Source organism: Mesorhizobium sp. M1A.T.Ca.IN.004.03.1.1 (assembly GCF_003997555.1).
Classification (GTDB): Bacteria; Pseudomonadota; Alphaproteobacteria; order Rhizobiales; family Rhizobiaceae; genus Mesorhizobium.
In genome coordinates, this window is the sequence record NZ_RZTV01000002.1 from 59,815 (window position 1) to 78,027 (window position 18,213).

General features: G+C 63.2%; 21 protein-coding genes. 7 read left to right on the plus strand and 14 right to left on the minus strand.

The genetic code is table 11. The features are described from left to right. Positions 1 to 6: 6 nt before the first annotated feature. The 5 genes from EOD29_RS06240 to EOD29_RS06260 all read right to left on the minus strand — a co-directional run bounded on the left by EOD29_RS06240 (position 7) and on the right by EOD29_RS06260 (position 2,993). Complete coding sequence (locus EOD29_RS06240; RefSeq protein ID WP_127246190.1) at positions 7 to 843, minus strand: DMT family transporter; 837 nt, start codon at positions 841 to 843, stop codon at positions 7 to 9. Next, positions 840 to 1,418 carry a TetR/AcrR family transcriptional regulator gene (locus EOD29_RS06245; RefSeq protein ID WP_127246191.1) on the minus strand — a complete coding sequence of 193 codons (579 nt, stop codon included), beginning with the start codon at positions 1,416 to 1,418 and terminating at the stop codon, positions 840 to 842. The genes EOD29_RS06240 and EOD29_RS06245 overlap by 4 nt, the downstream gene beginning before the upstream one ends. A 201-nt stretch (positions 1,419 to 1,619) precedes the next feature. After that, positions 1,620 to 2,072: a hypothetical protein gene (locus EOD29_RS06250; RefSeq protein ID WP_127246192.1), complete on the minus strand. Its 453-nt coding sequence runs from the start codon at positions 2,070 to 2,072 to the stop codon at positions 1,620 to 1,622. 110 nt (positions 2,073 to 2,182) lie between these two features. Beyond that, positions 2,183 to 2,545, minus strand: coding sequence for a DoxX family protein (locus EOD29_RS06255; RefSeq protein WP_127246193.1), 363 nt, complete (start codon positions 2,543 to 2,545; stop codon positions 2,183 to 2,185). A 25-nt stretch (positions 2,546 to 2,570) separates the two neighbouring features. Further along, positions 2,571 to 2,993, minus strand: coding sequence for a VOC family protein (locus EOD29_RS06260; protein WP_127246194.1), 423 nt, complete (start codon positions 2,991 to 2,993; stop codon positions 2,571 to 2,573). Between the two features lie 181 nt (positions 2,994 to 3,174). Between EOD29_RS06260 and EOD29_RS06265 the strand changes: the two genes are divergently transcribed. After that, positions 3,175 to 3,930 (plus strand): helix-turn-helix domain-containing protein, encoded by a 756-nt coding sequence (locus EOD29_RS06265; protein WP_127246195.1) that lies wholly within the window; start codon positions 3,175 to 3,177, stop codon positions 3,928 to 3,930. Between the two features lie 24 nt (positions 3,931 to 3,954). Here EOD29_RS06265 and EOD29_RS06270 read toward each other — a convergent pair whose 3' ends face one another. From EOD29_RS06270 to EOD29_RS06280, 3 genes are read right to left on the minus strand one after another with little or no spacing between them, the layout of a single operon-like run. Further along, positions 3,955 to 4,803 (minus strand): 23S rRNA (adenine(2030)-N(6))-methyltransferase RlmJ, encoded by an 849-nt coding sequence (locus tag EOD29_RS06270; RefSeq protein WP_127240974.1) that lies wholly within the window; start codon positions 4,801 to 4,803, stop codon positions 3,955 to 3,957. Positions 4,804 to 4,810: 7 nt separating this feature from the next. Further along, positions 4,811 to 5,434 carry a hypothetical protein gene (locus EOD29_RS06275; protein WP_095823631.1) on the minus strand — a complete coding sequence of 208 codons (624 nt, stop codon included), beginning with the start codon at positions 5,432 to 5,434 and terminating at the stop codon, positions 4,811 to 4,813. Between the two features lie 12 nt (positions 5,435 to 5,446). Beyond that, positions 5,447 to 6,091, minus strand: a complete 645-nt coding sequence (locus tag EOD29_RS06280; protein WP_245475261.1) for a TetR/AcrR family transcriptional regulator — start codon at positions 6,089 to 6,091, stop codon at positions 5,447 to 5,449. Between the two features lie 135 nt (positions 6,092 to 6,226). Here EOD29_RS06280 and EOD29_RS06285 point away from each other — a divergent pair, with 135 nt between their 5' ends. From EOD29_RS06285 to galE, 3 genes are all read left to right on the plus strand, one after another. Then, positions 6,227 to 6,694, plus strand: coding sequence for a carboxymuconolactone decarboxylase family protein (locus EOD29_RS06285; RefSeq protein ID WP_127246197.1), 468 nt, complete (start codon positions 6,227 to 6,229; stop codon positions 6,692 to 6,694). A 790-nt stretch (positions 6,695 to 7,484) separates the two neighbouring features. After that, positions 7,485 to 8,546, plus strand: coding sequence for a UDP-glucuronic acid decarboxylase family protein (locus tag EOD29_RS06290; RefSeq protein ID WP_095823633.1), 1,062 nt, complete (start codon positions 7,485 to 7,487; stop codon positions 8,544 to 8,546). Then, entirely contained in the window at positions 8,546 to 9,679 is a 1,134-nt protein-coding gene (gene galE, locus EOD29_RS06295; RefSeq protein WP_127216988.1) for a UDP-glucose 4-epimerase GalE, read from the plus strand. Before EOD29_RS06290 ends, galE begins: the two co-directional genes overlap by 1 nt. Before the next feature lie 192 nt (positions 9,680 to 9,871). On the opposite strand, the gene EOD29_RS06300 is transcribed toward galE, so the two are convergent. Further along, positions 9,872 to 10,339: a DUF995 domain-containing protein gene (locus EOD29_RS06300; RefSeq protein ID WP_245457221.1), complete on the minus strand. Its 468-nt coding sequence runs from the start codon at positions 10,337 to 10,339 to the stop codon at positions 9,872 to 9,874. A 513-nt stretch (positions 10,340 to 10,852) separates the two neighbouring features. Here EOD29_RS06300 and EOD29_RS06305 point away from each other — a divergent pair. Genes EOD29_RS06305 through EOD29_RS06315 form a run of 3 tightly spaced genes read left to right on the plus strand, consistent with a single transcriptional unit; the run spans position 10,853 to position 13,867 of the window. Beyond that, positions 10,853 to 11,770 (plus strand): lysylphosphatidylglycerol synthase domain-containing protein, encoded by a 918-nt coding sequence (locus EOD29_RS06305; protein WP_127246198.1) that lies wholly within the window; start codon positions 10,853 to 10,855, stop codon positions 11,768 to 11,770. 5 nt (positions 11,771 to 11,775) lie between these two features. Next, positions 11,776 to 12,852 carry a glycosyltransferase family 2 protein gene (locus EOD29_RS06310; protein ID WP_066995901.1) on the plus strand — a complete coding sequence of 359 codons (1,077 nt, stop codon included), beginning with the start codon at positions 11,776 to 11,778 and terminating at the stop codon, positions 12,850 to 12,852. A gap of 31 nt (positions 12,853 to 12,883) precedes the next feature. Beyond that, complete coding sequence (locus tag EOD29_RS06315; protein WP_127246199.1) at positions 12,884 to 13,867, plus strand: NAD-dependent epimerase/dehydratase family protein; 984 nt, start codon at positions 12,884 to 12,886, stop codon at positions 13,865 to 13,867. 28 nt (positions 13,868 to 13,895) lie between these two features. On the opposite strand, the gene EOD29_RS37810 is transcribed toward EOD29_RS06315, so the two are convergent. The 5 genes from EOD29_RS37810 to EOD29_RS06340 all read right to left on the minus strand — a co-directional run bounded on the left by EOD29_RS37810 (position 13,896) and on the right by EOD29_RS06340 (position 18,022). Then, on the minus strand, positions 13,896 to 15,128 hold the full coding sequence (locus tag EOD29_RS37810; protein ID WP_127246200.1) for a sulfatase-like hydrolase/transferase: 1,233 nt from the start codon (positions 15,126 to 15,128) through the stop codon (positions 13,896 to 13,898). After that, positions 15,092 to 15,895, minus strand: coding sequence for a sulfatase-like hydrolase/transferase (locus EOD29_RS37815; RefSeq protein WP_127246201.1), 804 nt, complete (start codon positions 15,893 to 15,895; stop codon positions 15,092 to 15,094). Before EOD29_RS37815 ends, EOD29_RS37810 begins: the two co-directional genes overlap by 37 nt. Then, complete coding sequence (locus tag EOD29_RS06330; protein ID WP_127246202.1) at positions 15,892 to 16,290, minus strand: hypothetical protein; 399 nt, start codon at positions 16,288 to 16,290, stop codon at positions 15,892 to 15,894. The genes EOD29_RS37815 and EOD29_RS06330 overlap by 4 nt, the downstream gene beginning before the upstream one ends. Before the next feature lie 335 nt (positions 16,291 to 16,625). Continuing rightward, the gene (locus EOD29_RS06335; RefSeq protein WP_127215831.1) at positions 16,626 to 17,366 is read right to left on the minus strand and encodes a sulfotransferase domain-containing protein; all 741 of its coding nucleotides are present in this window, start codon (positions 17,364 to 17,366) and stop codon (positions 16,626 to 16,628) included. A gap of 140 nt (positions 17,367 to 17,506) precedes the next feature. Beyond that, a complete protein-coding gene (locus EOD29_RS06340; protein WP_245299612.1) occupies positions 17,507 to 18,022 on the minus strand; it encodes a hypothetical protein in 516 nt (171 codons plus the stop codon). Positions 18,023 to 18,213 lie beyond the last annotated feature (191 nt).

Sequence of the window (18,213 nt, forward strand, 5' to 3'; positions counted from 1 at the left end):
ACGCCGTCAGGGTCGATAGCCGAGGCAGATCGCGCCCAGCGCGACGACGGCACAGGCTCCGATACGGCGCGGCGTCAACTGCTCGCCGAGGAAAAAGCGGCCGATGAAGGCCGCGAAGACGACACTGGTCTCGCGGATGGCGGTGATCGGCCCGGCCGGCCCCAGCGCGAAGGCGGCGACCACCGCGCCATAGGCCAGCAGCGCGAATAGACCGCCGCTCAAGGCCTTGCGTGTTTCCGGCGCACGCAGGTCGACAGTGAGCCTGCCGCGCAGGCCGACGAAAGCCGCCGGCAGCAGGGCACCGTAGATCAGCAGTACCCAGGCGGTGTAGGCGGCGCTGTCGCCGGCGACGCGCACGCCGATCGCGTCGACCGTCGCATAGGCCGCGATGATGACGCCGGTGGCCAACGCGTAGAGGATCGATGTCACTGAGGCCCTGCCCCGCCCGACTGACAGACCCATAATGCCGCAGGCGACCAGCGCGACGCCGATGAGTTCCGGCGCGGCGAGCCGCTGGCCGGCCAGCAGGAAGCCGCCGAGCGCCACCAGCAGCGGCACGCTGCCGCGCACGATCGGATAAACCTGCCCGAGCTCGCCATAGCGGTAGGCGGCAACCAGGAACACGCTGTAGCCGACCTGAAGGACGGCCGATAACACGACATAGGGCCAGGCAGCCGCAGCCGGCAGCGGATGGAAGAGCGCCAGGACAATAGCAGCGGCAGTGCTCGAGAAGCTCATGACCGTGACCGTCCACAGCCTGTCGACCCCGGTCCGTAGGAAGGCGTTCCAGCTGGCATGCAAAATGGCCGCGGACAGCGCGAGCCCAACGACCGTCGCGTTCATTGGGGGACCCGCGCGCCGGCGAGGATGGCGGAAGCCGCCTTGCGCGCATTGGCGATGGCGGCATCAGCCTCCCCCATCTGGGCCATCAGCGTCGCGCCCTCGATCAGCATCAGCAGCGCCGTGGCGACGCCCTCGGCCCGCTCCGGCGGCATCTCTTCTTCCAGGATGGCGCGCAGGCGCGCCCGCAAACCCTTCTTCTGGCGGCTGGCTGCCTTGAACACCGGATGATCGGGATCGCCGAACTCGGCGAGCGCGTGCGCGAACAGGCAGCCGTGGAAAGCCGGATCGCGAAACCAGCGTTCGTGCCAGTCCAGTATCGTGAAGATCTTCGCTTCCGCCGTGTCCGCCGACGCGGCCAGCCGGTCGAGCTGGCGTTCGAAACGCGCCGCGCGGTGCTCCAGCACCGCGACGATTAGATCGTCCTTCGCCGGGAAGTGGCGGTACATCGTCATCTTGGCGATGTCGGCCTCGGCGATAATGCGGTCGATGCCGGTGGCGTGGAAGCCGTCGCGCTTGAACAGCGAATACGCGGTGTCGACGACATGCTGGCGTTTGGCGGAGGGCGATGAGGGCATTCTGCTGCCTGGTGATGAGACAGGTCTGTCTCTTTTAGGCGACAGTTCGACAGTTGTCAATCGGCGGCCGATTAGCCGATTTGCTTCCGGCGATAGCCGGCAAGCTCACAATATTCGCGATCGGACTGATGCGGTCGGCGGGCCGCACTGAGTGTTCCTGGGGCCTGAAGGCCGCAGGCCGGGGAATGGATCGGCGGCTTCTTACCGAAGCACGCGGCAGCGGCCGTTATAAACCATCCAGCGGTCGAAGCCGGAGACGCAGAACTCGACATTGTCGCCGATCGAGGCGAAGCCCTGGCCTTCCTCGATCAGGTAGAAGATCGAGCGGTCGCGGCCGTCCGACAGGCTGACGGTGGCGCGGCAATAGTGCCGGCCGATCGGCCATCTCTCGCTCGACGGCAGATAACGATGCAGGCGGATGTTATGGAAATCGGTGATCGCGACATCCGGCAGGTGCGGCACATGATGAACCTGATAGCTGAAGCGATCGGTGATCCTGCTCAGCACCCAGGCCTCGGCGCAGACGCTGCCGTCATCCTCGGTTAAAACGGCAAGGTCGGCAGCCTGCGCTGCCTGGGTGAAACCAAGCGATGTGCCAAGCGGCGTCAGAAGCGAAATCAGCGCGGCAAGGGCGGAATGGGCGAAGCGAGTCATGACAGCCTCTCAAGGTCGGTTGCACGCACTGTGCGGATTCGCTTGACGGTGGTCAAGCGGTTGTGAAGACAATGGTTTCCCAAATCATCGTTCCAGATGCGGTCCGGCTGTCAGACGGTTCCCGCCACCAGCAGTCCGCCGACGACGGCCAGGTTGATCAGGAAGGCGCTGCGCAGCACCTGCCGCTCCGGCTCTTCGGACTCCCAGAAGCGCAGCAGCGCGACGTTCGTCGCCAGCGTGAACAGGACAAGCGCGCCGGCGGCGAAAGGCACGGCACGGCCGAGCGCGAGCATCAGGCCGGCGACGACTTCGAGCGCTGAGCCGGCTGCCAGCATGACAGCGGGAGCCGGAAACTTCCGGCTCGCCAGATAGTCGCACATCGCCTTGAATTTCAGGAAGTGCTCGATGCCGGCGAAGACGAACACGCCGCCGATGAGAAGCGCGCCTATCGCCTGAACGGTATCGATCGACATGTCGACCTCCTGCCAGGCTTCCGGGTCAATCCTTCGGGATGAAAGCGGGGTTGTAGACGACTTCCCAGAGATGATCGTCGGGATCCTGGAAATAGCCGGCATAGCCGCCCCAGAAGGTCTTTTGCGCCGGCTTGGCGACGCGCGCGCCGGCCTTGACGGCCTCGGCCATCGCAGCGTCGACCTCGGCCGCGCTCGACACGTTGTGGCCGATGGTGAACTCGGTCGGGCTGCGGCCGCTCTGCGGCACGGTGGCGTCGAGGGCGATGTTCGCGCGCTCGAAGATCGCGAATTTCAAGCCGCCGGCAAGCTCGAAGAAGGCGACGGCGCCATGCTCGAACTCGCGGCCGATGATGCCTTCGGTCGGCAGGCCCAGGCCGTCGCGGTAGAATTTGAGCGACGCCTCCAGATCGTCGACGCCAAGGGTGAAGACGGTGATGCGAGCTTTCATTTCTCTCACTCCCTTCTATATTCGTCACCACATCCGCGACCGGATGCGGCGCAGTGAAGGCGCTGGACGCGCCAAGAGGCTGCATCTGTTTTGCCACGGCGGACGCGACCCGCATTGAAGATTTCGGCCAAAATGGCCGAAGCGGATCCGCCAGAGGACGCCGAAGCAGATCGGAGAAGATATGGAAGCGGTCCTGGCGCAGACCACCGGCTTCTTTCGGGAACGGCCCGTCCCGCGAGGCCTGGCCGGCGCCTTCTCCGTCGTCTGGGTGCATCGCATGGCGAAGCAGGACGTCCCGCCAATCGTCGTCACGCCGGACGCGACCATCGATCTGCAATGGATCGAAGGTCGCTTCCGCGTGGCCGGACCGGACAAGGAGCCGCAGATCGAGCGCCTTCCCCCCGGGTCGGTGATCATCGGCTTCCGTTTCCGGCCGGGCGCGGCCGCCGGGTGGCTCGGCCTGCCGGCCGGCGAAATCGTCGGCGGGCGGCTGAGCCTCCAGGACTTATGGGGTACGCGTGCCCGCGAACTGTCGGATCGCGTCAAGGCCGCGCCCGACCTCGCCGGCATGGTGCGGCAGTTGGAAAATGAAGTCGGCGCGCATACAGAGGGGCGCGATGCGCTCGATGCGCTGATGGGCAGGGCCTTCGACCTCATTGATGAAGGCCTGTCGCCGGAGATGCCGCTGGTTCCCTGTCTGCTCAACCGCCTCAACATGAGCGAGCGGACGCTGCGCCGGCGTTTCGAGGACGCTTTCGGCTATGGTCCGAAGACGCTCGACCGCATCCTGCGCTTCCACCGCTTCCGGCGCCTGCAGCGACGGCATAGCGATGCCTCGACCGCGCTGCTCGCCATCGAGGCCGGCTACGCCGACCAGGCGCATCTGATCCGCGAAACCCGGCGGCTGACCGGCGTGACACCCTCGGCGCTGGCGTAGGTCAGTCTTCGGCTGGTCCCGGTCTCACTCACCGGCCAGCCATTCGATCGTCCAGCGCGACGGCTGTTCGACGGCAAGCACTCCATGCAAGGCCGGCAGCATCAGCCGCAATTCGGCCTCCAGCGTGAAGGGCGGGTTCACCACCACAAGGCCGCTGCCGTCGAGGCTCGGTTCGCTCGAGGCAGGCCGGATCTCGAAGCCGATGTCGAGCAGTTTTGGAATGCCAGTCTCCTTCAGCGCGGCGCGGAAGGCGGCGACCGCCTTGCGATCCTTGATCGGATACCAGAGCGCGTAGATGCCGCCCGGCCAGCGCCGGTGCGCTCGGCGCAGGTTCTCGACGAGACGCTGGAACTCGCCCTCCTCCTCGAAGGGCGGATCGACAAGCACGAGCCCGCGCTTTTCCTTCGGCGGCAGATGCGCGCCGAGCGCCAACCAGCCGTCGAGCTCGATCACCCTGGTCTGGATGTCGCCGGCGAAGACGGCTTTGAGCCGCGCAGCGTCCTCGGAATGCAACTCGATCGCCGTAAGCCGATCCTGCTGGCGCAGGAGATGGCGCACGATCAGCGGTGAGCCGGGATAGCGGCGGAGACCGCCGTCGGGATTTTCCAAGCGCACCGCTTCCAGATAGGGCTGAAGCAACGCCGCCGTCCGAGGCTCGAGCGCGGCCTCGGATAGCCGGCCGATGCCGCCCTGCCATTCACCCGTCTTGCCGGCCTCCACCGACGCGAGATCGTAGCGGCCGATGCCGGCGTGAGTGTCGATAACGCGAAAGGCCTTGTCCTTCTGCTTCAGATACTCGACCAGCCGGCTGAGCACCGCGTGCTTGACGACATCGGCGAAATTGCCGGAGTGGTAGGCGTGGCGATAATTCATGCCGCCTTCACCTTTGCGAACCGCCGCGGCCCCAGCGCGGCGGCGGGGGCTGCGAGTTGGGATTCTGCGGCGGCTTGTTGCCACGCCCAAAGACCAGCGAAAGCACCAGTCCAGCCAAGCCGACTCCCATCAGCGTGTAACCGGCCGGCTGCGCGCGTTCGTCGACCGAGCCGGTGCCCGCACGCAAGATCAGGTCGACGGCGCGCATGTCGATCCCGTCCGCATCGCCCGGACCGACAGTGAAGACGTAAGCGCCCGGCGTGACCGTCTCTATCACACCGGCCTCGTCGCGAAAGATCTTGTCGGGCAGCTGCGGGCTCACCTGGCGTGGATTGTCGGTGTGGTTGAAGGAGAGCGTCGAGGCGAGCGCCGTGCGGCCGCCGCTTGCCGCGGTCAGCGTCAGCACCGTGTGCTGCTGCGAGGCGACGCGCTCGGCACGCGCGGTGAGGTCGACCAGCACGCGAACAGGCGCGTCGCGCGCAGCGAGCCGTACGGTCGCCGGCCGGAAGCGGCCGCCCTCGTAGACGCGCCAGGTGCCGATCGCATGGCCGGAGAAATTGCTCACCGCCCAGGGATAAAAGACCCCGATGGCAGCGCCGGCGATGAGGACAAGAACCGAGAGGAAGCGCATTGAAAGCCCTGGTTAGAGTTTCTTGCGGGCGCGATCGCCACTTTTGGCGGCCTCGTCCCGGGCAGCGTCGCGAATCCGCTCCATCTCGTCCAGAAACATCTCCAGGCCAAGCTCGAAAGTCTTGTCGAAACCGCTTGTGCCAAAATAAGCCGCGGCCGTCACGACACTGGGATAGTCGCGCGCCAATTCTTCGTCGCTGACCGTGGTGACCGCCGACGGCCCCTTGGCGTAGCCGGCGGTCTCGTCGAGGATCGCGCCCATCAGATAATAACCGGCGGCGCGGAACAGACGGGCGCTGAGCTCAGGTCCGAAGCCGCCATCCTCGAACAGGCCGATGATGGCGTTCAACTTGGCGAGGCAGGGCGGCGAGTTCATGCGATAGACGACGATGAACGGCGCGAAGGCCGGATGCTCGGTCGCCACACGCCGGAATTCCTGCATACCGATGCGCGCCCGCTCACGCCAAGGAAGGCTGTGATCGGGGATCACGAGCCCGCTCATCTGGCGATCGACCAGCGCCTCGTAGAGATGCGCCTGCGAGGGAAAGTGATGGTAGATGCTCATCGCCTCGCAGCCGAGCCTGGCGGCGAGCTTGCGCATCGAGAAGCCGGAGAGCCCTTCCCGCTCGATTACCTCAAAGGCCGCGTCCTCGATCATCTCGCGGGACAATTTTCCGCGGGTTCGGATTTTCTTGCTCGGTGAGTCCATGGCGCCGCTTGACAACTTACACTGTAAGGTTCATGTTCAAATCACCTTACACCGTAAGGCTAACAAAAACCAGAGGAGAACACCATGCCTGTCATTCGCATCATCTCAAGCGCGCATTCCTACCTTCGTTCCGCCTCGCTGCTCGCCGCTATCGCGTTCACCGCGGCCTTGACCGTGCCTGCCGGCGCCGACGACTATGACGCCGCCATCAAGGACATCCAGTCGACCATCGGGGGCGTACCCGGCTTCATGAAGCAGTTCCCGAAAGCCGGTCTGCCCGGCGCGTGGGCAGAGGTCAAGGCAATCGAGATCAGCGACAAGACGGCGCTGCCGCCGAAGGTGAAGTCGCTGATCTCGCTGGCGGTCGCGGCGCAAATCCCCTGCAATTATTGTGTTTGGTCGGACACCGAGAACGCCAAACGCGCCGGCGCCACCGACGAGGAGATCCAGGAGGCAGTCGCCTTGGCCGCCTTGACCCGCCACTGGAGCACCATCTTCAACGGCATGCAGGTCGACTTCGCCCAGTTCAAGAAGGAGATGGGCGGAGAATAAGGAGGGCAATGAGGAGTAGAAACGGGAATGCACGGCGTCCAGTTGTCCAACCTGCGCTACTCCTTGTGCTCCCTTTTTTAAGCACCTCAGAGTGGTGGCGATGCCGGGAGGCCATCTCGGCGTGCCGGACAGCACGGCTGCGGAGCCGTCGTCACCACGGCCGCCTAGCCCCGATCAATTCGGAAAGCGCGTTTCGCAGACAGGGCCTACAGGCTCGCCAGATCTACCTGTTGGCGAACTAAGATATACTTGCGCAATTTTCTAGCCCGAAAGACCGGCCGCAAGAAATGCCAGAGGCCGAGAGACGGCGCCAGACGCGTTCCTTGTCTTCACCTTGAAGCCTTCCGCCCTAACGCTCGACGAGTTTTGCGAAGACCGCGGCACGCGGTGTTTACCGCGGGAAAACCGGACGGAACCGCCCTTTTTATGACGCAAAAGGCGCGCCTGCCTACGCCTACAGTTAACCAACAGCAAAAGAGTAACGTTAATGAATCCCTAAATTAGTTGACTATGCGGCGCACAGGTATATCTTTCTATACGTTGGGTGTGCAATTTGGGCGAGCAGTCCGCGGTGGTGGCAACCATGTTCGTGGATCGCGACTTAGGGGCAAAGGGACGCTGAGCGGCAGCACATAAGCCGTACGGCAACGACCCCGCTTACTCAGACAAAACACACGTTTCTGGCGACTCCGCGTATGCGGAGGGATCGCCATGATTTCACCTGGTCGGGCAACGCTGTTGCCCCGGCCCGGAACGATGATGCGTGGGTGTGTGCGAGTATGAGGTCGCCATGGGTAGGGTCATCAAGGTTCTGAAGCTGGACACCAAGCCGGGACGGAGGCGTGCCGATCAAGGACGCGCGCTGGTCGCCGGCGGAGCAGGATTTCTGGGTTCTCATCTGTGCCAAAGGCTGCTTGCCGATGGATATGAAGTCATCGCGCTGGACAATTTCCACACGGGCAAGCGCTACAACCTGTCAGCGATAGCGCGTGACGCGACTTTCACCTGCATCAGGCACGACATCGTTGAGGAACTGCCGACGGACCTGGCTGTCGACGAGATCTACAATCTCGCCTGCCCGGCTTCTCCGCCGCATTACCAGGCCGATCCGATCCACACCTTCAAGACCAGCGTGCTCGGCTCGATCAACCTTCTGGAGCTCGCGCGGCGACACAACGCCAAGATCTTCCAAGCCTCGACTTCGGAGGTCTATGGCGATCCGCTGGTGCATCCGCAACCCGAAGGTTACTTCGGCAATGTCAACACGCACGGTCCGCGCTCCTGCTACGACGAGGGCAAGCGCTCGGCCGAGACGCTGTTCTTCGATTACTCACGGACATACGGCATCGATGTCCGCGTCGCGCGCATCTTCAACACCTATGGCCCTCGCATGCGGCCCGACGACGGCCGCGTGGTGTCGAACTTCATCGTCCAGGCGCTGCGCGGCGACGACATCACCGTCTACGGCAGCGGCGCGCAGACGCGCTCCTTCTGCTTCGTCGACGACCTGATCGAAGGCTTCGTGCGCCTGATGAACGCCGGCGTGGCCCCTCAGCACCCGGTCAATCTCGGCAACCCCGTCGAGTTCACCGTCATGGAATTGGCCGAGCTGGTCATCGACTATACGAATTCACGCTCGCGCATCGTGCACCGGCCGCTGCCGGTCGACGACCCCAGGCAGCGCAAGCCCGATATCTCGTTTGCCAGGCAGCATCTCGGTTGGGAGCCGAAGGTTGCGCTGAGCGAAGGCCTCGCCCACACCACTGCCTATTTCGACGCCGTCCTGGGCGGACGCCGGTTCATCGCCCCGCGCAGGGTCCAGGCATCAACCGCCAGGGAGGCAACGGCATGATGACCCGGCGCCCCGTTCTGGTGACGGGTGGCGCCGGCTTCATCGGTAGCCATGCCTGCAAGCTGCTGTCGGCGGCGGGCTACTTGCCGGTGGTCTACGACAATTTGAGCCGCGGCAACGAGAAAGCCGTCGCCTGGGGGCCGCTGGTCGTCGGCGACATCCGCGACCCCGAAGCGTTGCGGCGGGCGATCGAGACTCACAGACCACAGGCGATCATCCATTTCGCCGCCCTTGCCTATGTCGGCGAGTCGGTCAGCGCGCCGGCGGATTACTATGCGACCAATGTCGGCGGCACCATCGCCGTACTGGACGCCGCGCGGGCAAGCGGCATCGACAAGGTGATCTTTTCCTCGAGCTGCGCGACCTATGGCGTGCCGGAAGCATTGCCGGTGAGCGAGGCCTCGCCGCAGAAGCCGATCAGCCCCTATGGCCGCAGCAAGCTGATGGGCGAAGAAATCATCAGGGACTATGCCGCTGCCTATGGAACGAGATACGCGATCCTTCGCTACTTCAACGCCTGCGGCGCCGATCCCGAAGGCGAGCTTGGCGAGTGGCATACACCCGAAACCCACCTCATTCCGAGGGTGCTGATGGCGGCGTCCGGCATGATCGAGGCGATCGAGGTCTTCGGCGCCGATTACGAGACGGCGGACGGCACATGCGTGCGAGACTACATCCACGTCAGCGACCTCGCGCGCGCGCATCTCATGGCATTGATGCATCTCGAGGCCGGCGGCGACAGCCTGTCCGTCAATCTCGGCACCGGCCGAGGCATCTCGATAAAGGAGATCCTCGAGGCCGTCGGCCGCGTCACCGGCCGGACGGTCCCGGTCGCCTATAAACCGCGCCGGCCCGGCGACCCGGCCGGGCTGTTCGCCGATCCCAGCCTAGCACAAGAGCAATTGGGCTTTGTGGCGGAACTTTCCGATCTAGACACCATCGTCAGGACGGCAGCGCCCTTCTTCGGGCTCCGACCGGCCCTGAAGCCGAAGGTTTTCAAAGCGTCCGCCGGCGTCTCGCGCGCGAAGCGCGCGCCGCGCGGCATGAACGCCGCGGAAAAACGCCAGCCTGCACGGCTGGCAGTCGTCCCTGTGAGTACTGTGTCGGGGCGTGGGCTCGCTGAGCTGGGTTGACGGCTTGTCTCAGCGAGCCTCTTAGATTTGATACGCCGGGACAATTCCGAGCGGAAACTGCTAGAGCAATTCCAGGACGTGTGCAGCGGTTTTCCGTCCGGAAATTGCGTGAGCAAAGAGATAGAGCGGGTCGGCGTTTCCGTGAAACGGCCAGCCGCTCTAGGCATTTTTCTGGACGTGCGCCAGCAGCGACTAACTCTTGGGATCGACCAACTTGCGGGCCTTTTCGAAATCGACGCTCCTGGTATCGCCCGCCTGAATTTTCTTGAACTCGTCGGCCGAATTGTCCGAAGCGTGCCTGAAGCTGTACCACCGGCCATCCGGATCCCTCCGTTGCTGGACGGTCCCGTTCAGGACGCGATGGCTGAAGCAGGTGCGGATGGGCTGTGCCGTATAGGCCGTGGACCGCCAGACGAGCTCCATGCACATCTTGCCATCATTGCTGAGATGCCATGTACCTTCGGCGAAGGACGTTGAACCAGGCTTGGACGTCCAGGCACGCATGCGCCTGTCCTGGGCGAAATAGGCGGCTCCGTCCTCCCAGTTCCAGGTGCGGTCGGCATAGAACAACTGCAACTCAAATGCCGTCGGCGTGGTGCCTGCTTGTGCCGCTGCCGGAGACCCAGCGCCGGCTGCGTGAGCAACGCCGGACAGCGCCACTCCACCGCAGAAGAGCAGAAGCATCAGGTCCGCGCGCCGCGCAGAACGACGGCACCTCACGCTCCGCGCTGGTCTGGACGGCAATATTTTTCGAACTGCAGGAATGATGAGCGATAACATTTCGACGACGCCTTTCGATCTGGCGTCACTACCCAGATTGGGTATTCGATCCCAATGCGCAGCTACCGCCCCCACGTGATATTAACTGCCGCTCGAGGAATGGTGTCAACCTTCCCGTCGCAGCGAGCCAAGATCGCCCGCGGACGGTGATTGCGGCCGCGCCAAAGCTTGTGGATGGGCAAGCCGCTGGTTTATAGGATCGGCCGCTTATGATGGAGCAGAAACGTTGAACGGGCCGGCGACCACGGAAGGGCTCGGAATCTTGGCGCCTCGCCAGGCCATTGGAAGCCGGCAAGGGAGCCGGCGGCCTGGAGCGGTCCCCTGCCGTGCGGCCGATTTGGAAATCGAAGCAATTACCCGGAATGCGGCGGTCGACGCCATTCGGAGAACTGGTTGAAAAGAGCATTCTCGATAATCGTCACCCTGGCGCTGCTGGCCTGGCTTGCGGCAGACTCGCGCTGGAAGATGGTGGGCGACGCCTTAGCCAGCATCACGCCCGGCGCCTTCGCTGCGGTGACGCTGGCGCTGTTCGTCACTTATGTGCTGCGCGCGCTGCGGGTCTGCGACGAGTTCCGCGACGACGTGAACGGCCGCTTCGGCGCCTGCCTGCGCGTCATCCTGATTCACAACGCCATGATCAACGTGGTGCCGTTCCGCGGCGGCGAGACCGCCTTCCCGCTGCTGTTGCGGCAGGTGTTCGGCATCTCGATCGTGCGCGCCGGCGCTTCGCTCCTGTGGTTCAGGCTGCAGGACGCCTTCGTCGTCGGTGTGCTCGCCTGCCTGGTGTGGCCCGGTCTTCACCCGGCCCTCAGGGCCGCGGGCATCGCGGCGCTGATTGCCGCCGCCTGGTATCTGCCGCGCTGGGCGCGCGCGCCGCATGACTGGGCCGGGCGCGGCAGCATCGTGTCGAAGCTCGGCAAGCTGCGCGATATCTTCACCGAGGCCACGGGCCGCTCCCGCTACGGCTGGTGGTGGACGGTCGCCAACTGGACGCTGAAGCTTGCCGTGCAGGGATGGCTGCTCGCCATGCTGCTCGGCACCTCCTTCCAGACTGCCTTTCCCGGCGCCGTCGGCGCCGAGGCCGCCGCCATCCTGCCGGTGCAGGGTGTCGCCGGTTTCGGTACCTATGAGGCGGGCGCGGCAGCGGCGCTGCTTTATTCCGGCATCGCCATGAAGGACGGGCTGCAGGCGGCGCTGGCGCTGCATCTGTTCATCCTCTGCTCGGCCGTTGCCACCGGTGCGATCGCCTGGCTGTTTCCCTCGAAATCGACGCTGCCGGAGACGCCGGCTACGGGACCCGCAAGGAAATGACCGCCATGGACATGCTTCCCATTCCTCAGTCGGGGCTGCCTGCCGGTGCCGTCATGCCCGAGCACCAGCTTTCCATCGTCATCCCGATGTATAACGAGGCCGACAACGTCGAGCCGCTGATCGTGCGTATCCACCAGGCGATGGAGAACTACAGCCAGCCCTGGGAAGTGGTGCTGGTGGACGACGGCAGCACCGACGCCACGCCGAATGAAATTCGCCGCCTGGCGGCCGAATACGGTGCGCATGTGCACGCTGTGGAGCTGGTGCGCAACTTCAAGCAGACGGCGGCCATGCAGGCCGGCCTCGACGCTGCCCGCGGCGATGTCATAGCGACGCTCGACGGCGACCTGCAGAACGATCCGTTCGACATACCGCGCATGGTCTATCGACTGCTGACCGAGGACCTCGACCTCGTCGCCGGCTGGCGCAAGAACCGTCAGGAGGGTTTCTGGATGCGCCGGCTGCCGTCACGCATCGCCAACTCGCTGATCGCGCGCGTCACCGGGGTTCGGCTGAAGGACTATGGCTGCAGCCTCAAAGTGTTCCGCGGCAGCGTCATCCGCAGCGTCAGGCTCTATGGCGAAATGCACCGCTTCATCCCGGCCTGGCTGGCGACGGTGACGACGCCGCGCCGCATCGCCCAGGAGGTGGTGACGCATCACGCCCGCATCCACGGCCAGTCGAAATACGGCATCTCGCGCACCTTCCGCGTGGTGCTCGACCTGGTCTTCATGTTCTTCTTCATGCGCTACCGCACCAGGCCCGGCCATTTCTTCGGCGGCATCGGCATCGTGTTCGGCGTGCTCGGCTCGCTGATCCTTGCCTACCTGTTCAGCTTGAAGGTGTTTTTCGGACAGGACATTGGAACGCGCCCGATGCTGTTCACCGGCTTCTTCCTGGTCATCGCCGGCCTGCAGATGGTAACGTCGGGCGTACTCGCCGAGATGCTGTCGCGCGTCTATCTCGAGGCCAATGTTTCGCTCGCCTATGTGGCGCGCCCGCAGCCCGCGCCTGGCGAAGGTGATGGCTGGCGTTGGCCGAGCCCGCCGGCGCAAGCCAAGAAAGCCCCGAGACGGAAATGATCCCGCCCCTGCCCTCATCCGAGGTCCGCGCATGACCATCCTTGTGACCGGAGCCGCCGGCTTCATCGGCAGCCATGTCTGCGAGCGCCTGCTCGCCCGCGGCGACGCCGTTGTCGGCGTCGACAGCATGAACGCCTACTACGACCCGGCATTGAAGGCGGCACGGCTCGCTCGGCTTTCCGGCCGGCACGGATTTTCGTTCCGCCAACTCGACATAGCCGAGCCGGGCGCGCTGGCGGCGACGCTCAAGGGAACGCTGCTGAGCGGCATCGTGCATCTCGGCGCCCAGGCGGGCGTGCGCTATTCGCTCGAAAATCCGCGCGCCTATATCCACGCCAACATCGCCGGCCACCTGGAGGTGCTGGAGCTCTGCCGTGCATCGCCCGAGATCAAGCATCTGGTCTATGCCTCGTCGAGCTCGGTCTATGGCGGCAACACCAAGGTGCCGTTCGTGGAAAGCGACCGCGTCGACAATCCGGTGTCGATCTACGCGGCGACCAAGAAGGCGGACGAGCTGATCAGCTCGACCTATTCGCATCTCTTTGGGCTGCCGCAGACGGGCCTGCGCTTCTTCACCGTCTATGGCCCCTGGGGACGACCGGACATGGCGGCCTGGATCTTCACCGAGGCGATGCTCTCCGGCAAGCCGATCCGCGTCTTCAACCATGGCGAGATGTGGCGCGATTTCACCTATGTCGACGACGTTGTCGAGGGCGTGATTGCGGTTCTCGACAAGCCGCCGGCGGCCGGCCGCGAGCGCCACCGCATCTACAACATCGGCAACAGCCAGCCGGTGCATCTCGGCCGCTTCATCGAGACGCTGGAAGGGCTGCTCGGCGTGAAGGCCATCCGTGAGGATCTGCCCATGCAGCCCGGCGATGTCGAGAAGACCTTTGCCGACACCAGCGCGCTAGAGCGCGACATCGGCTTCAAGCCGAAAGTGCCGATCGAGGAAGGACTGGCGAAATTCGTCGACTGGTACCGGCGGGAATGGCGGCCGGAGGGCAAGCTGTAAAGCGAAGCGCTGCCGCCGATGCCCTGCCCTACATGCATCCTTCGATAAACGGACCGCTGACCCATAGCGAGCCGTTGGTATACATGGCGGTTCCGCTGTCGTCGGTGTAGCCATGGGATTGCTCGTCCACGTGCAGCTTGCTGTTGGGCACAAGCTGCCCGTTCACTTTTATGCTCTTGATGAAAAGGTTGCGATCGCCGGGCCGGCCGTCTCCGGCCCACTCGTCGTTGACATAACGAATTTCGATCGTCTTTGGATTGGGCACGCCGCTAAGGTCGATGTGGAACGGTTGCGCCTCGACGGCCGCCTCCGTCAGTTCCGCCACGCGCTGCTCGCCTGTCGAGGCCTTGCTCTCCTTGCCCTGGACGGCGATCTCGCCAAGGCGCTTGCCGTCGGCGAAGACGTCGAAGCGAGGCTGACCCTGGTAGTCGGTGCCGGCCGCGTCGATCTCCAAGCTTGTGGCTGTGCAGTGCCCCGCGTCTCCGGCCGCGTTGGCGACAAGTGTGGCTATGCGCCGCTTTTGCGATTGCACCCAGCCGGCAATCGGCTGCAGCAGCGCCGTTCGATCGCTCAAGCCTTCTTCGAATAGGTTCGTCTTTTCGCCGGGATCGGCCTTAAGGTCGTATTCCTCGACCTTGCCGGTGGTAGCGTTGAAAATCACCTTTCGATCATTATCGCGATAACCGAGCAAGGAGCCGGCCCACGGATTGAAGAAGAAGGTCCTGTTTGGCCGTTGCTCGCTGAACAGGCTGCGGCCCTGCCACTGCTCGGGCAATGGCAGTCCCAGTATGTCCATGATCGTCGGAGCGATGTCGACGATGCCGCCGACCGGATGCGCGACTTCGTCATGGAAAAGGTGCTTGTTGATCATTATCAGCGGAATGTGGACGTTCTCGTCGTAGATTGCGGTGGCATGGACGTAGTCGCCATGTTCTCCGAACGCCTCGCCATGATCGCCAAGGACGACAACCAGCGTCGAATCGAGCTTGCCGGACTGCTTCAGTGAATCGAGGATTTCACCGAACGCTGCGTCGCCGACCTTCAGGGCGTTGAGATAGGCATTGAATTTTTCGTCATCGACGTAGTGCACCGGCCCGATGTCTTTAGCGGAAGGCACCATCTTCGAGAACATCGGGCTGCCGGTGATGTACGGATAATGCGTCATGGCCGTGAACATGATGCCGAAGAAGGGCTTCCGCGGATCCTTCCTCATCCAGTCGATGATCATTTGGGCCGTGCAGAGGTCACTGTTATAGTCCATGTTCTTCCACTGCTCGGTACTGAGCTTGAAGGTCGGGGTGGCGCATTTCTGCCCCGATAATCCTGGATGACGTCGAGTCCCTTGTTGAGCAGGAACTCGTCCACACGCTGGAAACGGGAATCGGCGCTCCAGAAGAACCCGGTGCGAAAGTTGTGCTTGGACAGGGCGTTGGAGATCGTCTCCAGCGGCAGGTACGGATATTTGGCGGTCATCCCGTAGAATGAGATGTCGTTGTACATCGAGGTCAGCAGCGAGAAGATTGAGTAGTGCGTGGACGGCGCATGCGCATAGATCTTGTCGAACCGAATGGAACCTCCGGCATAGCTCTTTATGTTTGGCGTGATCGGATACTGGCCGCCAAAGGTCTCGATGTATTTCGACGGCACCGACTCCATCATGAAAATCAGCACGTTCTTGATCGGATTTGGCGTCGGCGCCTTGAAGCTTGAGGTTTCCGCCGGACGCTCCCCGACGCTGGCGACATCGGGATCATCGCCGCCGGCGCTCATCGCAAAAGTCACCGGCGTCGAACTGAACCACGCCGACTGAACGAAATACACGATAGGATTGTCGACCTTGGATGCTGGCAGCGACTGAGCGCGCACATGATAGCCGCTGCCGACCAGGGCTGCGCCAACGCACAGAACCAAAGCGATGAGAAACCTCTTGCGGCCTGCGGAACTCAGCCGCTGGCACAAACTGCCCGCGGCGTAGCCGAGGGCCAGCACCAGAACGATGGACCCGAAAAGGATCGCGGCATCCCTCACGTTGAGGGCGTCGCCATCGCGCTCTTGGCGTCGGCATTCTGCAGGAAGTCGCCATAGACCAGCCACTGGAAGGTGAAAGGCTCACCCAGCATCTTGACGAGATTGATGTTGGCAAATCCCCAGCCGAGCGACACCAGGGCGGCGACGGCCGCGGATGCGAGCCGGCTTGACTTTGTAAGGAAGAGCAGGATCAGCGTTGCCGCCGTCACCGATGTGATGAGGATCAGGTCGTAATAGCTTGCCGCCAATCCCATGGGAATGGACGCCAGAGCCCCTTGAAATGTCGTTTGCGGATCGACGATGACGGCCCGGTAGATGCCCAGCAGAAGCCATAACCACAGGCTGGTGCAAATGACGCGCAAGGACGTCCGCGTGAAGCGAAGTTCCTGCGTCAATGCAGGTTTCGTCCTCGATCCCGTCTGGCCGCCCTCGGACCGGCTCGCCGAGCCCATACCGCCGCCGATACTCATGAGATTGCCCACCGCCAGTTTGTGCTCCGGCCAGAAACCACGGCCGGCAGCTTTCAAACCCCGTGCGCAAAATCGGTTCGGGGCAGGAAAGAGTCAACAAAATCAAGTGTGCGTTAACGACGTCTCTTCAGAACTGGTTAACCGCAAAGATTGAAAGACAACGGGTTTGCCAAAGCGCCGATCAGCATGGAAGCGGCCAACTTGCGGCAACAAAAGAAAGCTGAGACCGTGTTGCGCGCCGACCCGGCTTCGTTCCGACGTCAGCCGAACGCGTACAGATCGTCCGTCGAGACTGCCCTGAAATAGGTCACGAATTCCCAGTAGTTCTCGATGCGGTCGACGAAAGGCCGCTGCGGCGGCTTCAGGATCTCGGTCTCGAAGTGGTCCAGTCGCTGGGAACCGCCGAGATAGGCAATGATTGCATTGCCAACCAGTGGATCGCCGATGTCGCTATAGTGGATCGGGAAATACGGCTGTCGGGTCTCGAACAGCACGGATCTGATCTTTGCGCGAAACAGATTCAGCTCGCGCAGAAACGCGTTGAAACGTTCTATGTCGAAATGCACCTTCTTTCTGGGGCTGTCGGCTGCGAACCGATCGGTGGCATGGACTGTCCATACTCCGGATGCTTCCGCTTCGAGCAGCGAGACGAAGGACGCGATCGGATTCCTGACAAGCCAGAGCTTCTTGACGCTTTCATCTTCCAACACGGGGAGTATGGCCGCGCGCGTCTGGTCGGGAAATATGTGAAAACCGACGAAGCGAGCCGACGGATCGTCGAAGATGCGCGCGGTGAACTGCTCCGGCTCGGCATCTCGCAAATCGACCCGATCGCGCGGCAGATCGATCTTCTCGTGATAGTCATGGCGCAAGCCGACGAAGCTCGGATTGAAGATTTCGCCGTGCAGGACCATCCCGTCATACTGGTTGAGATGGCGATTGAGCGCTTGAGAACCGGTTCGTGGCGAAGCGATCAGCACGAACTTCTGACAAGACTGCATTCACGCCACACCCGTTGGAGTTTGCCCGAACATACACAAACGACCTCTCCGTTCAAATGTGCGCGGCCGCTTGAAACGGCAACGGCGGGCGCGCCCTGAAGCACCCGCCGTCGTCGGTGTCCCAGCACTTGCTGCGGGGTTCAACCGCCGCGCAGGCGCGTTGGGCTGAGGCTCGCAATGGTCGATCGCTGTTCGGCGGGACAAGTCGGCAGGAACCGGCTCGCATCCGCATAAGTCATGGTGGTGACGGAGTTCTTCAGGCCGCCGCGCTTGGCGATCCAGCCGCGAACCCAGCCAGGGTAGTTCTTCATCATGAAGTCGGCCGCGACCTGGTTGCCGCGCGCCCCGGCGCCATACGGCAGGTGGAAGCCGAACGATGCGTTGCGCGTAACGCAGACCTTGCTCTTGGGCATCGCCAGGTAAAGCGTGCAGGCCGAATCGCACGCACCGTTGAAGCGCACGAAACCGCCGCTGCGGCGCATCTTCAGCATGCGGATGGCATAGTCGATTACATAGCCGCCGCGGTCGCCGCTGATCGTCTTGACGTAGCCCTTGCCAAGATTCATGCGCGGACGCAGCAATTGGTCTGCCGAGCTCGTCGAAATCATCGCGCCCGTCAAGGCGAGCGCAGCGAGAAACTTCAATATCGTTTTCATTCGCGCCTCCTGCTATGCCGTGAACGGTTAGCCGGGACGCGTAAAGATTGGTTATGCCGTGTCGATAAACTTGTAACAATCGCTTGATTGCACAGTCTTTTTAGGAGCCGCTTGATTGCATTGGTTTATCAACGGCGCAGAAGGATGATCACTGAAAAGTAAATCCGGCATGGTCAAAGACCAGAGAAGCG

What these genes read in the sequence shown, in the direction of transcription:
- EOD29_RS06240 (WP_127246190.1), bottom strand. Translation starts at nt 843, where the DNA reads ATGAACGCGACGGTCGTTGGGCTCGCGCTGTCCGCGGCCATTTTGCAT.
- EOD29_RS06245 (WP_127246191.1), bottom strand. Translation starts at nt 1,418, where the DNA reads ATGCCCTCATCGCCCTCCGCCAAACGCCAGCATGTCGTCGACACCGCG.
- EOD29_RS06250 (WP_127246192.1), bottom strand. Translation starts at nt 2,072, where the DNA reads ATGACTCGCTTCGCCCATTCCGCCCTTGCCGCGCTGATTTCGCTTCTG.
- EOD29_RS06255 (WP_127246193.1), bottom strand. Translation starts at nt 2,545, where the DNA reads ATGTCGATCGATACCGTTCAGGCGATAGGCGCGCTTCTCATCGGCGGC.
- EOD29_RS06260 (WP_127246194.1), bottom strand. Translation starts at nt 2,993, where the DNA reads ATGAAAGCTCGCATCACCGTCTTCACCCTTGGCGTCGACGATCTGGAG.
- EOD29_RS06265 (WP_127246195.1), top strand. Translation starts at nt 3,175, where the DNA reads ATGGAAGCGGTCCTGGCGCAGACCACCGGCTTCTTTCGGGAACGGCCC.
- EOD29_RS06270 (WP_127240974.1), bottom strand. Translation starts at nt 4,803, where the DNA reads ATGAATTATCGCCACGCCTACCACTCCGGCAATTTCGCCGATGTCGTC.
- EOD29_RS06275 (WP_095823631.1), bottom strand. Translation starts at nt 5,434, where the DNA reads ATGCGCTTCCTCTCGGTTCTTGTCCTCATCGCCGGCGCTGCCATCGGG.
- EOD29_RS06280 (WP_245475261.1), bottom strand. Translation starts at nt 6,091, where the DNA reads ATGATCGAGGACGCGGCCTTTGAGGTAATCGAGCGGGAAGGGCTCTCC.
- EOD29_RS06285 (WP_127246197.1), top strand. Translation starts at nt 6,227, where the DNA reads ATGCCTGTCATTCGCATCATCTCAAGCGCGCATTCCTACCTTCGTTCC.
- EOD29_RS06290 (WP_095823633.1), top strand. Translation starts at nt 7,485, where the DNA reads ATGGGTAGGGTCATCAAGGTTCTGAAGCTGGACACCAAGCCGGGACGG.
- galE (WP_127216988.1), top strand. Translation starts at nt 8,546, where the DNA reads ATGACCCGGCGCCCCGTTCTGGTGACGGGTGGCGCCGGCTTCATCGGT.
- EOD29_RS06310 (WP_066995901.1), top strand. Translation starts at nt 11,776, where the DNA reads ATGGACATGCTTCCCATTCCTCAGTCGGGGCTGCCTGCCGGTGCCGTC.
- EOD29_RS06315 (WP_127246199.1), top strand. Translation starts at nt 12,884, where the DNA reads ATGACCATCCTTGTGACCGGAGCCGCCGGCTTCATCGGCAGCCATGTC.
- EOD29_RS37810 (WP_127246200.1), bottom strand. Translation starts at nt 15,128, where the DNA reads ATGGACTATAACAGTGACCTCTGCACGGCCCAAATGATCATCGACTGG.
- EOD29_RS06335 (WP_127215831.1), bottom strand. Translation starts at nt 17,366, where the DNA reads ATGCAGTCTTGTCAGAAGTTCGTGCTGATCGCTTCGCCACGAACCGGT.
- EOD29_RS06340 (WP_245299612.1), bottom strand. Translation starts at nt 18,022, where the DNA reads ATGAAAACGATATTGAAGTTTCTCGCTGCGCTCGCCTTGACGGGCGCG.